General features: G+C 68.5%; 13 protein-coding genes. 7 read left to right on the top strand and 6 right to left on the bottom strand.

Annotated elements, in window-relative coordinates:
- Nucleotides 1–105 precede the first annotated feature (105 nt).
- Both ACFWPH_RS16985 and ACFWPH_RS16980 read right to left on the bottom strand, forming a co-directional pair.
- Complete coding sequence (locus tag ACFWPH_RS16985; protein WP_378751976.1) at nucleotides 106–1194, bottom strand: NAD(P)-dependent alcohol dehydrogenase; 1089 nt, start codon at nucleotides 1192–1194, stop codon at nucleotides 106–108.
- A 2-nt stretch (nucleotides 1195–1196) separates the two neighbouring features.
- Complete coding sequence (locus ACFWPH_RS16980) at nucleotides 1197–1664, bottom strand: DUF4334 domain-containing protein (protein ID WP_378751974.1); 468 nt, start codon at nucleotides 1662–1664, stop codon at nucleotides 1197–1199.
- Between the two features lie 90 nt (nucleotides 1665–1754).
- Between ACFWPH_RS16980 and ACFWPH_RS16975 the strand changes: the two genes are divergently transcribed.
- Entirely contained in the window at nucleotides 1755–2312 is a 558-nt protein-coding gene (locus tag ACFWPH_RS16975) for a TetR family transcriptional regulator (RefSeq protein WP_378751972.1), read from the top strand.
- Between the two features lie 13 nt (nucleotides 2313–2325).
- Here the strand turns inward: ACFWPH_RS16975 and ACFWPH_RS16970 are convergent, their stop codons facing one another.
- A complete protein-coding gene (locus ACFWPH_RS16970) occupies nucleotides 2326–2976 on the bottom strand; it encodes a TetR/AcrR family transcriptional regulator (RefSeq protein ID WP_378751970.1) in 651 nt (216 codons plus the stop codon).
- A gap of 246 nt (nucleotides 2977–3222) precedes the next feature.
- Between ACFWPH_RS16970 and ACFWPH_RS16965 the strand changes: the two genes are divergently transcribed.
- The 3 genes from ACFWPH_RS16965 to ACFWPH_RS16955 all read left to right on the top strand — a co-directional run bounded on the left by ACFWPH_RS16965 (nucleotide 3223) and on the right by ACFWPH_RS16955 (nucleotide 7658).
- Nucleotides 3223–4593, top strand: a complete 1371-nt coding sequence (locus tag ACFWPH_RS16965) for an NAD(P)/FAD-dependent oxidoreductase (protein ID WP_378751968.1) — start codon at nucleotides 3223–3225, stop codon at nucleotides 4591–4593.
- Nucleotides 4594–4606: 13 nt separating this feature from the next.
- The gene (locus ACFWPH_RS16960; RefSeq protein ID WP_378751966.1) at nucleotides 4607–6400 is read left to right on the top strand and encodes an FAD-dependent oxidoreductase; all 1794 of its coding nucleotides are present in this window, start codon (nucleotides 4607–4609) and stop codon (nucleotides 6398–6400) included.
- A 271-nt stretch (nucleotides 6401–6671) separates the two neighbouring features.
- Entirely contained in the window at nucleotides 6672–7658 is a 987-nt protein-coding gene (locus ACFWPH_RS16955; protein WP_378751964.1) for a hypothetical protein, read from the top strand.
- Nucleotides 7659–7669: 11 nt separating this feature from the next.
- Here ACFWPH_RS16955 and ACFWPH_RS16950 read toward each other — a convergent pair whose 3' ends face one another.
- Nucleotides 7670–9082, bottom strand: a complete 1413-nt coding sequence (locus ACFWPH_RS16950; RefSeq protein ID WP_378751962.1) for an MDR family MFS transporter — start codon at nucleotides 9080–9082, stop codon at nucleotides 7670–7672.
- A gap of 225 nt (nucleotides 9083–9307) precedes the next feature.
- Here ACFWPH_RS16950 and ACFWPH_RS16945 point away from each other — a divergent pair, with 225 nt between their 5' ends.
- Together ACFWPH_RS16945 and ACFWPH_RS16940 are read left to right on the top strand one after the other, a co-directional pair.
- Nucleotides 9308–9826, top strand: coding sequence for a hypothetical protein (locus ACFWPH_RS16945; RefSeq protein ID WP_378751960.1), 519 nt, complete (start codon nucleotides 9308–9310; stop codon nucleotides 9824–9826).
- Nucleotides 9827–9989: 163 nt separating this feature from the next.
- Nucleotides 9990–11207, top strand: coding sequence for a PucR family transcriptional regulator (locus ACFWPH_RS16940; protein ID WP_378751958.1), 1218 nt, complete (start codon nucleotides 9990–9992; stop codon nucleotides 11205–11207).
- 5 nt (nucleotides 11208–11212) lie between these two features.
- Here the strand turns inward: ACFWPH_RS16940 and ACFWPH_RS16935 are convergent, their stop codons facing one another.
- Entirely contained in the window at nucleotides 11213–11677 is a 465-nt protein-coding gene (locus ACFWPH_RS16935) for a hypothetical protein (protein ID WP_378751954.1), read from the bottom strand.
- A gap of 238 nt (nucleotides 11678–11915) precedes the next feature.
- On the opposite strand from ACFWPH_RS16935, the gene ACFWPH_RS16930 reads away from it, so the two are divergent.
- Nucleotides 11916–12692: a M50 family metallopeptidase gene (locus ACFWPH_RS16930; RefSeq protein ID WP_378751952.1), complete on the top strand. Its 777-nt coding sequence runs from the start codon at nucleotides 11916–11918 to the stop codon at nucleotides 12690–12692.
- A gap of 34 nt (nucleotides 12693–12726) precedes the next feature.
- Here the strand turns inward: ACFWPH_RS16930 and ACFWPH_RS16925 are convergent, their stop codons facing one another.
- Nucleotides 12727–13503 carry a siderophore-interacting protein gene (locus tag ACFWPH_RS16925; protein WP_280460328.1) on the bottom strand — a complete coding sequence of 259 codons (777 nt, stop codon included), beginning with the start codon at nucleotides 13501–13503 and terminating at the stop codon, nucleotides 12727–12729.
- Between the last annotated feature and the right edge of the window lie 132 nt (nucleotides 13504–13635).

Here is a 13635-nt window from a genome sequence, read left to right as displayed (position 1 = left end):
ACCGCGTGCAGGATCTCGCACCGAGACGACCATCGGATGATCGCTACGCGAACGGAATTCGTCCGCCGGCTGTCGGGATCCGAAGACCGGGAACCGTATACCGCGTCACCAGGTGAGTACCGGTTTGATCACCGACCCCGCATGCTGGGCGGCCAGCGCCGCCTCGATCTCGGTATGGGGGAAGCAGGTCACCAGCCGGTCCACCGGTAGCTCTCCCTTGCCGTACAGGTCGAGCAGATGCGGGATGAAGGTGGCCGGGTCCGCATCGCCTTCGAGACAGCCGCGGATCGTTTTGCCCTGCAGCACCATATCGCGCACATCGATCGGCGGCACTCCGGCACCGAGACCCACCGCGACCACCGTTGCCCCGGTGGTGAGGCCCGCGAACGCATCGGCCAGCACGGCGGGAATCCCCGTGGTGTCCAAGGCGTGGGTGGCCCCGCCACCGGTGACCTCCCGCACCGCATCCGCGGTACCGGCACCGGCCGGATCCAGGACGATATCGGCGCCCAGTTCTGTGGCCAGATCGCGCCGCGCCGCGGAAGTTTCCACCACGACGGTCCGCACACCGGGGACGGTACGGGCGGCCAGCAGGGCGGCCGACCCGACCGCTCCCCCACCGTAGATCGCGAGCCAGGCCCCGGCTTCCGGCCGCAGGGCGTTGAGTACCGCGCCTGCACCGGTCTGGAATCCGCAACCGAAGGCGGCCACGACGGCCGGGTCGGCCGCCGGATCGACGACGACGGTGTTGTCCGTGGTGGCCAATGCGTACCCGGCGAAACTGGATTGCCCGAAGAAACCGTCCCGCACCGGTGCACCGTCGACGGTGACGCGCGGCGATTTGTCGGCACGGCGCCCGAAATGGTTGAGCGCGGTGGAGTGCCGGCAGTAGGCGGGCCGGCCGGCTGCGCAGTTCGGGCAGGCGCCGCAATGCCGGAACGTGAGTACCACATGGTCGCCGGGCGCCACCGAGGTCACCGACGCACCGACCGCGGTCACGATTCCGGCGCCCTCGTGTCCCAGCAGCACCGGCCGATCGGGTTTGCCCAGCACCCGGTTGACCAGATCGGTATGGCAGATCCCCGAGGCCAGGATGCGTACCAGGATCTCGTCGTCACGGGGGCCGTCGAGATCGACCGGTTCCGCGGTGAACGGTGCGGCCGGATCCCGGGACAGGAGCGCCGTGGTCCGCATCGCTACACCCGTTCCAGCAGGAAGTAGAAGTGTTCGCCACCGGCCAGGACGAGTTCCGGGCGGCCGTTCATGATGCCCATCAGAGTGGTGTCGTCGAGCCATTTGAAATGGTCGAAAACGGCGCGGCCGTCGTAGACCATGGTGGCTGTGACTTCGCCGCGGAATTCGATATTCCACAGGGTGGCCTCGCCGCCGCCGAGTTCCACATTGGAGAACAGCGTGCCGTCTTCGGCCCGGCAGATCAGCGGTTTCGCATCGTCGAGCGCATGGAAGGTTTTGCCGTACCACCGACTCTTGGGCAGTGCCCGGCAGAGCGGATGGCCGGTTTGGAAGGCGTCGCCGCGCCATTCGCCGAGAATATCCTCGGCGCGCGCGGGCCGAAGCCGCGCCCAGAGATCGTCGAGTTCGGCGACCGAGACGCCCTCGGCCTGCTCCCGCAACTGCTGCCACCGTGGTGTGTCCGCGTTCATAGCTGTCCCATCGACCGGTTCGGCGAACCATCTGGTTCGGCAACGACCTTAGTTCCGAACCATCCGGTTCGGCAAGCTACCATTCGTCGTATGCGTGCGGCAGGCCAGGCGACCCGGGAGCGGATCCTCGCGGCGGGCAAAGCGGAGTTCGCCGAATACGGCACTGCCGGTGCCCGGATCAACCGGATCGCCGCGGCCGCGCAGGCCAGCAAGGATCGCCTCTACGCCTACTTCCCCGGTAAGTCGGAACTGTACGCCGCGGTCACCGAACAGTGGACCGCGCAGACCACCGCCGAAACCGCCCTGCGCGCCGACGATCTCCCCGGCTACGTGGGCCGGCTGTTCGACCATTTCCGCGCGCACCCGGAGAACGCACGATTACAGGCGTGGGCGGATCTGGAACCCGCCGACGAGCGGATCGCACAGGTACTGCGCCGCACGGTGGACCCCAAACTGGCCGAGATCAGGCGCGGGCAGCGCGCGGGCTCGGTCACCACCGATATCGCGGCGCCGACCCTGTTGCGCATGCTCACCGAACTGGCCCGTAGCACCGCGGTACACAGCGGCCAGGGGCCGGCCCGCCGGGTCGCCGAGCAGCGCGCCGCAGTCGTCCTGGCCGCGCGCCGGCTGGTCGAACCCGCGGAGTGACGGTCCCGCGACGTCAGGCCGGGCCGGCCGGGGCGTCACCGTAGACCACCAGCCAGATCGAGCGGCCCAGTGCCCGTGCCAGTTCCGCATCGGAAATGCCGGTGCGTACCGCGAACGCCGTGCTGATGGACCGTTCCACCATGGCCGCCAGCACCAGCGCCGTCGCGGCCGGATCCAATTCGGGCGCGACCCGGCCCGCGGCGCGGTCGGCCTCGAGGCGGTGGCGTACCAGGTCGACGAATCCGGCGACCCGGCCACGCCAGTAGGCGCCGACATCGCGGTCGTAGGCGGCGAGTTCGCTCAGGGCCAGCAGCAGGTAACGGTGCCGGCGAAAGCCCGCGATCATGGCGCTCATCGCGTCCCGTACGCCCGCTTCCCGATCGGTGTGTTCGGCGCTCCACCAGCGTTCGGCGGCGGCGAACAGATCGCTGGTCGCCAATTCCGCCATCCGGATGAGCAATCGGCTCTTGTCCGGGAAGTAGCGGTAGAAGGTGGAGCGTGCCACTTCGGCGGTCGCGGCGATCTTCTGCACCGCGATCTCGGTGTACGGCGTGCCGTCGGCGAGCAGATCCTCGACCGCGCGCAGGACCCGCTGCTCGTATTCGGCCCGGCGATCGTCGTCCGGTTTCCGCGCGGGCCGCCGGGCGCGGGTCAGCGAGGGCATCCGGGGACCGCCGTATCGCTCGACCACTGGTGTGGGTATCCGCTCGCAAGGTCCATGGGCCCATTGTGCCCGCCGGTCGGCGGGTGCCGTGGTCCCCGGAGGGGCTCGGATCACCGTCGCCGGCTCCCGGGCACGTTTGCGGAAAACTGTGCGGGACAGTCCGGCCCGGATGGTTGACAACTTCGCCACCACACCGCACCATCAATCGGACATAGTGTCCGAGACTCGATGACCGAGGCGGTTCGTATGACTGACTCCCCCGCCACGGTCGAACAAGCCGATGTCGTGGTCGTGGGTGCTCGCTGCGCAGGTTCCGCCACCGCGGCCACGCTGGCCCGGGCCGGACGCCGGGTCGTCGTCCTGGACAGCGCCCGTTTTCCGTCGGATACCCTGTCCACCCATCTGTTGTGGCCGGCGGGGGTCGCCGAACTGTCCCGGCTGGGTGCGCTCGACGCCGTCGCCGAACTCGGCGCTCCCGCACTCACCCACGCTTTCGCGGCGGGCTCGGGGCATACGATCGCGACACCGTTTCCCGAGGTGGACGGTATCGACTACACGCTGTGTGTCCGGCGCACCGGCCTCGACCATGCCCTCGTCCGCACGGCTGCCGATGCGGGTGCCGAGGTCCGGCAGCGCTGCCGGGTGACCGAGCTGGTCTGGGACGGTGGGCGGTGCACGGGCGTCCGCTACACCGGGCCCGACGATCGCACCGTCGAACTCCGTGCGGCTCTGGTGGTCGGGGCGGACGGCCGACGTAGTACGGTCGCGCGGCTGGCGGGTGCAGAAGCGCCGTACGAGGCCGAATCCAGCGGTCGCGACTGCTATTTCGCGTACTGGCGCGACAACTCCACCGAATGGCGCTCGACCGCCGCGCAATGGCGGGTGGGAGCCGATCTCGGCACGGCCTTCCCTTGCGACGACGGCCTGCTGCTCTGTCTGGTCCAGCCACCCGCCGCAATCGACCGGCTGCGACCCGGCGATGCCGAACGGCGTTACGCCGCGGCCCTGGACCGGCTCCCGCCGCTGCGCGAACGCCTCCGGGGCTGCGAACGGGTCGGGCGGGTGCGCTCGGCCACCGGGATCGTTTCCTATTTCCGGCGGTCGAGCGGGCCCGGCTGGGCACTACCCGGCGACTCCGGGCATTTCAAGGATCCGGTGACCGCCCAGGGGATTCGCGACGCCCTGCACTACGGCCGCCTCCTGGCCGAGGCGGTGGCCCCGGTGCTCGACGATCCCGTGCGGCTGGACCACACGGTCGCCGCGTGGGAACAGCGCCGCGTCCGCGAATGCCGCGAGATATACCACTGGACCAACCGGCTCGCCCGCGGTACGGCCATGAGCCCGCTCGAGGTCGAGCTGTATCGCGCCGCGACCACCGACCCGGATCTGGCGGCCGTCACCACCGGAATCTTCTCCCGTACCAGACGCCCCGCCGAGCTCTACACACCGGCCCGGATGGCCCGGCTCACGGCCGGCGCCCTGTGGCGGCACCGCCGCGACCCCGGACCCGTAGTCCGCGATATCGCGCACGAGATCGCCGCCACCGCCCGCGAATTCCGTACGTCGTGCACCACTCTGCGCGGCGCCCCACTCGTCACCGGAACCTCGACCGTTTGACCAGGAGAATGTCATGCCGGATCAGCTGCCGAAGAAGTCAGCATCGATCGACCGCCGCACCGCGCTACGCGGAGCACTCGCGGGCGCCGCGATACTCGCCGCCGGACCGGCGACGGCCACCGCGGCCCCGGCCCGGCACCGAACTCCCGGTCTACGCGCCGGCGGGAAAGAGGTCGCGATCTTCGGCGGCGGTATGGCCGGTTTGTCGGCTGCCCACGAACTCGCCGAACGCGGTTTCCGGGTGACCGTCTACGAACCGTCCTATCTGGGCGGAAAGGCCCGCAGTATGGGCGTTCCCGGCACCGGTACCGGCGGACGCGCCGATCTGCCCGGTGAGCACGGGTTCCGGTTCTTCCCGGGCTGCTACCAGAACATTCCCGACACCATGCGCCGGATCCCGTTCCCCGGCAATCCGAACGGTGTCCTGGACAACCTGATCCGCGTCGAGGGCACCGTGGCCGGCTTCCGCGACCGGCCACCGATCGTCGCGCCCGTGGAGATCGCCGGACTCGACCAGCTCACGCCGCAGAACCTGCAGAACAGCATGGTCAGCGCATTCGGCTTCATCCCGGAATTGCCACCGCACGAACTGGCCTTCTTCGGCAAGCAGATGCTCATGTGGTTCACCTCGAGTACCGAACGGCGGTTCGGGCAATGGGAGTACCTGACCTGGGAACAGATCATGCGGGCCGACGGCAAATCCGCGGCCTACCGGGCGTATCTCGTCAACGCGCTCACGCGCATCACGGTGGCCGCCAAACCGCATCTGAGTTCGGCACGGACCATCGGCACCATCGGCGAGGCATTGGTACTCGCCGGGACCGGACTGATCCCGCAGTTCTCCGGCGGTGTGGACCGAATCCTGAACCGTCCCACGAACGCGGCGTGGATCGATCCGTGGGTGTCCTATCTGCGGTCGCGCGGCGTGCACTTCGTCATGGGGCAACGGGCGAGCCGGCTGTCCTGTGCCGGCGGCCGGATCGACTCGGTCACCGTCAGCGACGCACAAGGTACGGCGACCTCCGTGGTCGCGGATCACTACCTGTGCGCCATGCCGGTGGAGAAAACAGTGCCGCTGCTGAACGACCGGATCCTGGAGGCCGATCCGCACCTGGCCGGGATGCGGGAACTGCTCACCGATTGGATGGTCGGGATCCAGTTCTATCTGCGCCGCCCCACCGAGATCCCGGAGGGCCATATCGCCGCCCTGGGTTCGCCGTGGGCGCTTACCGCGCTGCGTCAGGCACCGATGTGGGTCGGCGATTTCGCCGGCCAGTACGGCGACGGTTCGGTGCAGGAATGCTTCTCGGTGGATATCTCCGATTGGGATACCCCGGGGATCCTGTACCAGCGGCCTGCCAAACAGTGCACCGCCGCGGAGATCGCGGCCGAAGTGTGGGCCCAGTTGAAAGTATGGCTGAACACCGGGACCGGCTGGTTACGCGACGAGGATATCCATTCCTGGCATCTGGATCCGGGGATCAGCTGGTCGGGCGGCACCACACATAACGAGACACCCTTGCTGGTCAATACCGTCGGCTCCTACGATCACCGGCCGTACGCGCATTGCGCCGTTCCGAACCTGTTCTTCGGCGGCGACCATGTGCGCAGTCATATCGACCTGGCAACCATGGAGAGCGCCAACGAATCCGGCCGTAACGCCGCCAATGCCATCATCGACGCCGCCGGTGATCCCGCACCGCATGCCCCCGTGTTTCCGTTGGTCGAGCTGCCGGCGTTCGAGGCGGCCAAGAAGCTCGATGCCGACCGGTTCCGAGCGGGACTTCCCCACATACTGGACATCTGAGGGCACGCCCGGCGATTCCACTGCGTGACACCGGAACCCGGCCGTGCACTGCCGGTGTGGCAACACACGACCGGACCCGGGGACGTCTATCCTGTTGCCGCCGAACCGATATGAGCCCGGAAACCGGAGGGGGGCCGGTGCTTCGCGGAGCCGTTTCTGTCGGACCCCCGCAGTAAAATCATGCAGGTAGGACACAGTCGGAGGGTGAGTCGTGATCGGCCGACCGATCAGGACGGATAGTCTCCGGCGCATCGGAACCGGGGGTTCTGTGGTGAGTGAATTCGGACAACAACAACGACTGCTGCCGCCGCGTCAGCACGGCACCTCGTGGCGTGAATCGGAGTATCGGACCATCGTGTCGGAACTACGAGCCGGTAAGGACCTGACCGGGATAGCCGGCGATCTCGGCCGCACACCGTCCGCCGTGCGGGCCGCGCTACGCAATTTCATCCCCCCGCAGGAACGGGTCCGCGCCGCCGAACGCGCGGGCTGGATCCGGGATCGGCTGGCCGCCGAACCGGAATGGGACTGGTGGGCGACAGTGGTCGACAACCACCGCCACGGCCCGTCCGCGCTGTGGCTCACCGAACACGAGCATCTCACCCGGCAGGCGTGGCGCGAGCGTACGCCGATGCCGGTACTCGCGCAGCGGCTCGGCACCGCGGAGATCGAGGTTGCCGGATTCCTGCGGGCGTTGGGCCTGGCCGAGAGCCTGGCCGAGGTGGCCGACCGGCTCGGTGCCACCCCGGGGCAGGCGCTGGCCAAACGGGTGAACGCGGCCCGGGACCAGGATCTGTCCGGTGGCTGGGTCCTGGTCGTCGACGGTGCGGCGGGCACCGTACAACATCGCAGCGCGCCGATTCGGCGGCATGTTTCGGTGCACGAAAGCCGGGCCGCCGCCGAGGACGGTCGCGACCGGGTGCTGTACCGGCACCGCCGGACCTCCGGTGACAGTTCCGCGCCGGTGTGGTGGACCATCGCCCATCGCGGCGTCGGCGATACCGCCGGCCGGACCTACTGCGGGGTGTACAACCCGCAGGCGGCCCCCAGCGGTGTCCGCGCGGATGCCCTGGAGGTCGGCGATCGGCTCCGTATCGCCGGGTCGGACGGGAACCCGGTGGACGCGATCGTCGAATCGCTGACCCGCCGCGGTGAGGTGGTACTCGCCGATCTCGGTCCGGTCGGCGAATCCCGGGTCCACCAGGTGATCGAATTCGAAGCCGGCGAACGGGTGGAGGTTCTCGGCCGCCCGGCGTAGCGGCCGGGCCGCTACCGGCCGGAACCGGAGCGGCCCGGCATCAGGGCGCCGGCAGCCACGATGGCCACCGTCATCACCAGCACCGCCACGAAAACCAGATGCACCCCGTCGGCCAAGGCCTCGGGTGCGGGGACGGCCGCATCCCCGATCCGTGAGTTGACCAGCGCCCCGAAGACGGCCACCCCCACTGCGCTGCCGATGGATCTGGCGAACATGTTCGCCGAGGTCACCACGCCGCGTTCGTTCCAGGAGGTGGCGGTCTGGGCGGCGATCAGGGTCGGGCTGGCCACCAGCCCCATCCCGAGGCCGATCAGGAAACAGGTGGCTGCGATCTGCCCGATCGACGATCCGGCGTCGATGAACAGTGTCGCGGAAGCGCCGATCGTGGCGAGTACACCGCCGAGGACGGCGGTGAGCCGGAAACCGATCCGTAGGTACACCCGGCCGGATTGGGATGCCGAGATGGGCCATCCGAGGGTGAGCGCGCCCACGGTCAGGCCGCCGACGAGCGCACTCGCGCCGAGCACGCCCTGGGTGAAGGTCGGGACGTAGGAGGTGAGGCCGAGCAGCAGCGCCCCGACCAGTAGTGAGATCGCCGAGCTTGCCACCACCACGCGCCGGGTGAACAGCCACAGCGGCAGGATGGGGTTCGCCGCCCGGCGTTCCACGAGAACGAACGCCACCAGCGCGGCCGCGCCGCCGGCGAAGATCCCGATACCGGCCGGTGAATCCCACGCCCACGAGCGGCCGCCTTCGAGCAGGCCGAGGATTACCGCCCCCGCGCCGGAGGTCAGCAGGATGGCGCCGGGATAGTCGAGACGAGTCCGCTGCCGCGGTACGGTCTCGGTGAAATGGCGGGACAGCATCCAGGCCGCCCAGGCCGACAGCGGCAGATTGATCAGGAATATCCACCGCCAGCCGAGGTAGTCGGCGAACACCCCGCCCAGCAGCGGTCCGGCCACCGAGGACAGGGCCCAGACGCCGGCGATATATCCCTGTGCCTTCGCGCGTTCGGCCAGGGTGTAGATATCCCCGGCGATGGTCATGGTCATCGGCTGGATGGCGCCCGCGCCGATGCCCTGAATACCCCGGAACACGATGAGCCACATCATGTTCCCGGCGAGGCCACAGAGCAGCGAGCCGAGGGCGAATACCGCGATACCGAACAGGATCACCGGTTTGCGCCCCACCACGTCCGCGACCTTGCCGTAGATGGGCACGGTGACCGCCTGGGCCAGCAGGTAGATGGAGAACAGCCAGGGGAACTGGGCGAAACCGCCGAGGCTTGCGGTGATGGAGAGGACCGCGGTCGCGATAATCGTCGAATCGAGTGCGATCAGGCCGGTGGCCAGCATCAGTGAGCCCAGTATCGCGCCACGGTCGGAACGAAGCCCTACGCCGGCCTTTGCGGTATCCGCCACCACCGGCGCACTCCTCTCCTCGGACAACAAACCGGCCAACACGGCCTTGCGGTCACGTTATTCCCGGTCCGGCCGGTCGAACGTCCGGATTTCCACATAGTGGAAGGCCGGTTGCCCACCGCACGGGCCGCAACCGGCTTGTGCCGATACGCAACAGCCACCTGGCAGCCCCTGTGAGACACACAGGGGCCCTGTGCCACAACGTAACCCGCAGCTAGCATCCGCGGAATGACGAACTCGGCAGCTGCCCTGGGCAGTCTCTTTCGCCACCGGATGCTGTGGTGCGTTCTCGCCGCCGTCCTCGGCGCCGGCTCGTGCGGGACGGCGGAGGTCACGGATCCCGCCGCGGTCTGGGACCCGTGCGACCTGCCTGCCGGCCTCCTCGCCGAGGCCGGGTTCCCGGCCGGATCGCAGCGGCGGGATGTCGCCGCGGAGCCGGGCTGGGCGGGTTGCGGGTGGAGCAGCGGCGAGGACGTGGTCCGGGTGCTGTTCACCACCGCCGGGGCGCCGGAGAGCGTGGGCGGCGCCGAGGCCACCCGCACGGAGGTCACCGTGGCGGGCCGGACCGGGCAGCGAATACAGCCGCGCACCGCCGATACCGCGGCAACCTGCACCGTTACCCTGCCGACCGAGGGTGGCGGACTGATCCGGGTCCGGCTGGACAGTGCCGGTCCCGGAACCGGCGCGGAAGCCTGCGGCCGGGCGGAGCGGGTGACAAGTGTCCTTGCGCCCGCCCTACCGGCCTGATCAGCGGGTTTCGACCATAGCGTGCACCACTGTGAGCAGTCACAATGCGATCGGCGTGCCCCTTTACGGTCGTCCAGTCCAGTTCGCAAAGCGGTACCCGGTTCGACATGCGCTCGTTACTGTGTAGCCGCAGTCTCAGCATCCGGGGGTAGAAGGAGTCAGCATGACCGTCGACACGACCAGAACCAAGCTGACGCTATCCGGACAGCCCATGTCCGCCCCGCTGCAGGATGTCCGCAAACTGTCCCGCCGGATGGTGGGTCATTTCGTGGAGAACGTGGTGCCGTGCGGAACCTTGCCGGGCGACGCGATCTACGGTGATGTCACCACCATCACCCGTACCTGCCTGGAACTGGCCGTCAGCATGCTCGACGGCCAGGACATCCCGGAGAAAACTCGAAGACTGGAGAACGCCGCCGCCGGCTGGGCGCGGGAGGGCGTGCCGATCGACACCATCCACCACGCCGTCCACGAAGGGTTCCGGCTCGGCCTGGACCTGGTGGTGTCGCAGGCGAAGGTGACCGACTATTCCGCGCTGGTCGACGGCGCCAAACTCGTCGTCGAAATGCTCGACAAGATGACGGTCTGTATTTCGATGGCCTACGTGCGGGAGCTGCGCTCGGTGGTCAACGAACACCATACGGCGGTGCACACGCTCACCTCGGCGCTGCTGGGCGGGCACAGTACCTCGACCATGGCCCGCGAATGCGGTATCGAGATCGCCCCCGCGTATATCGTGCTGGCCGTGGCGATTCCGGCCCACCCCGACGAATCCGTTCCCGCGCTCGACGGGAAAGTGGTGGCCCGCCGCAAACTGCGCCGGGTGCAGGCGGAACTGGCAACCCGCTGCACCGACGCGGCGTTGTCGCTGCTGAGCGTGGACGGCGGCACCGTACTGCTGCCGGCCGAAACCCTCGGCGCCGAGCAACTCGACGAATTGATCCCACAGCTGTCGCGGGCGGCGCAGGCGCCGGTCAGTGCCGCCATGGTGGAGACGCCCACCGCGGATATTCCCGCGGCCGCCGACCAGGCCCATGAGCTGCTGGATATGGTGCAGCGGCTCGAATGCGTTCCCGGGCTCTACCGGTTCGACGATATGGCCCTGGAATACCAGCTCACCCGCCCCGGTCCGGGCCGGGAATATCTGGGTTCGCTGCTCGAGCCGCTCGACGATCATCCGGAGTTGCTGGAGACGCTGCAGCGCCATATCTCCAACAATCTCAATCGCCAGCGCACGGCCCGGCTCATGCATATTCACACCAACACCATCGATTACCGGCTCAAGCGTGTGGCGCAGCTGACCGGTTTCGACCCGACCCAGCCGTCGGGCCTGTGGTATCTGCGCTCCGCGCTCGTCGCGCGCAGCTATCGGGCGAGGTGAGCGCATCAGGCCGGGGCCTCACCGCTGCGCACCTGCGCCACATAGGCCCGCGATACCGCGGCGGTCAGCGTATCGAGCACATCCACCACGAACAATCCGTCGACACCGCCGGCGGCCGGGTCCGGACGGCACGGTAGTCGCGAATCACGCAGTCCCAGTCCACTTTTGACCCCTTCGTGCAAAGCATGCTGGATCACCTCGAGCGGAACCTCCTCGCGGGCCCAGCGCGCGGCCGCCACCTCGAGCCGGGCCAGCACCTGCCGGCCCGAGGGATCGGAATCGTCGAGCAGCGCCAGCGCCAGGCCCAGACCCACCCGGAACGCCGTCCCGAAATCCGCCCCCGGCCGCGGCACGTTCGCGCCGCCCGCGCTACGCACGGACCAGATCCGCAGCAACTCGGTGAGTTCCGGCACGTCGAAGACTTCGGCGGAGTCCTCCGGTTCGGGGTCGTACTGTCCACTCGTGCACATCCGCGCTCCCTCCGCCGGCGACCGACTACCGATATGGACAAACGTATAGTTATTCATGGTTCCGGGTACGACCCAACGCCCCGACTTCGGTCCACCTCGGAATTCGGTCGGCCAAAGATAGTGAAACGTCCCATCAACAGATATTCGGGGATCGTGGTATCGCCCACCCCCGCCGGGCCGCAGTGGCCGCACTCCCGGCGCCGCGCGCCGCGGCGCCCTCCCCGGTTATGGTGCGGCGGTGGATACCGGTGATCTGATAGACCGCAGCAGTTCCATCGCGGAGCGGCTCACGACGACCCAGGCGGCCCCGCCGTCCTGGTTGGTACTGGCGACCGCGGTGGCGGCCCTGATTCTCGTCGGCTACGGGCCGCTGTGGCGGCTGACCCGCAATGTCGTCACCATTGCGCATGAGGGCGGGCACGCATTGGTCGCACTGCTGAGCGGCCGGCGGCTCAATGCGATCACCCTGCATTCCGATACCTCCGGGCTCACCGTCTCCAGCGGAAAACCCTACGGGTTCGGCATGATCCTGACCGCGCTCGCCGGTTATCCGGCGCCACCGCTGGTCGGGCTGGGTTTTGCCGCCCTGCTCGGTGCCGGGCGGATCACCTTGATGCTGTGGATCGCGATCGCCGCCCTGGCCGTGATGCTGGTGATGATCCGCAACGTGTACGGCGTCGTATCCGTCCTGACCACGGGAGCATTGGTTTTCGCGGTGTCCTGGTTCGGTTCCGATGCGCTGCAAGCCGGTTTCGCCTACCTGGCGACCTGGCTACTGCTGCTCGCCGGCAGCCGTCCGGTACTCGAATTGCAGCGCACCCGCTCCCGGATGCGCGACGGCACCACCGATGCCGACCAGCTGGCCCGGCTGACCCGGCTGCCGGGCCTGCTGTGGGTGGCGGTATTCCTCGCCATCGCCCTCGGCGCGCTGGTCGCCGGCGCGGGGCTGCTGCTCTCGGCCACGGCCGGGATCTGCCTGCCGATTCCCGGCGGCGCCGAGTGCCCGGCCGGCTGACCGCGATTGCCCGGCCGGCTGATCGCGATCCGGGTTATCCGGCGGTCTCGGTCTCGGCGAGTTCCTTCTTCCAGACCCGGAAGCCCTCCTCGGTGCGTCCGCGCCGCCAATATCCGGAGATCGATGCGAACTCGGCGGAGACCCCGCGCTCCCGGCGGATATAGGGGCGCAGATTGTGCATCACGGCCTGCGCCTCACCGTGGATGAACACCTGCGCCTGCCCTGGCAGCCACGGTGCGCCACGAACCGCGGCGATCAGCGGGGAATTGTCCCCGGCCCGGTCGTCGCCGACCTCGTGTGCCGCGCCGCCCCGATGCACCCAGGTGATATCGACCAGCGCCTTGGACGGTAGCGCGATCTCATCGGACGCGTCGGCGACCTCGACGAAAACCTTCGCGGGGGCGTCCTCGGGCAGGGCTTCCACCGCGGCCGAGATCGCGGGCAACGCGGCCTCGTCACCGGCCAGCAGATGCCAATCGGCATCCGCACGCGGCGCGTAGGCCCCGGACGGACCGAAGAAGGTGATCTGCTCGCCGGGCCGGACGGTCGCCGCCCACGGTCCGGCGATCCCCTCGTCCCCGTGCACCACGAAATCGATGGCGATCTCACGTGCCGCGGTATCCACCGAGCGGACGGTGTAGGTGCGCATCACCTCGCCGTCGGGCCGGTCGAACAGCAGCTTCACATAGGCGTCGGTGAATTCGTTCGCGGTGAAATCGTCGAATCCGGGATCGCCCAGATATACGCGGACCAGATGTGCGCTGAGCTGCTCGGTCCGGGCCACGGTCATGGTTGTGCGTTTCCTGGCCATCCGGCCTCCTCACTAATTAGGTATACCTAAGCAACGTACCAGCCTCGTCGGAGCCACTGTGTAGCATCCGTCTCGTCCGGACCGAAATATGAGGCAAGGAAGCCCTTTTGGGTTAATCTCTCACCAACATCC

The sequence above is a fragment of the Nocardia sp. NPDC058499 genome (assembly GCF_042719915.1).
GTDB lineage: Bacteria > Actinomycetota > Actinomycetes > Mycobacteriales > Mycobacteriaceae > Nocardia.
The sequence above is the reverse complement of the archived record's forward strand: the minus strand, read 5'-3'. Positions and strand labels throughout refer to the sequence as shown.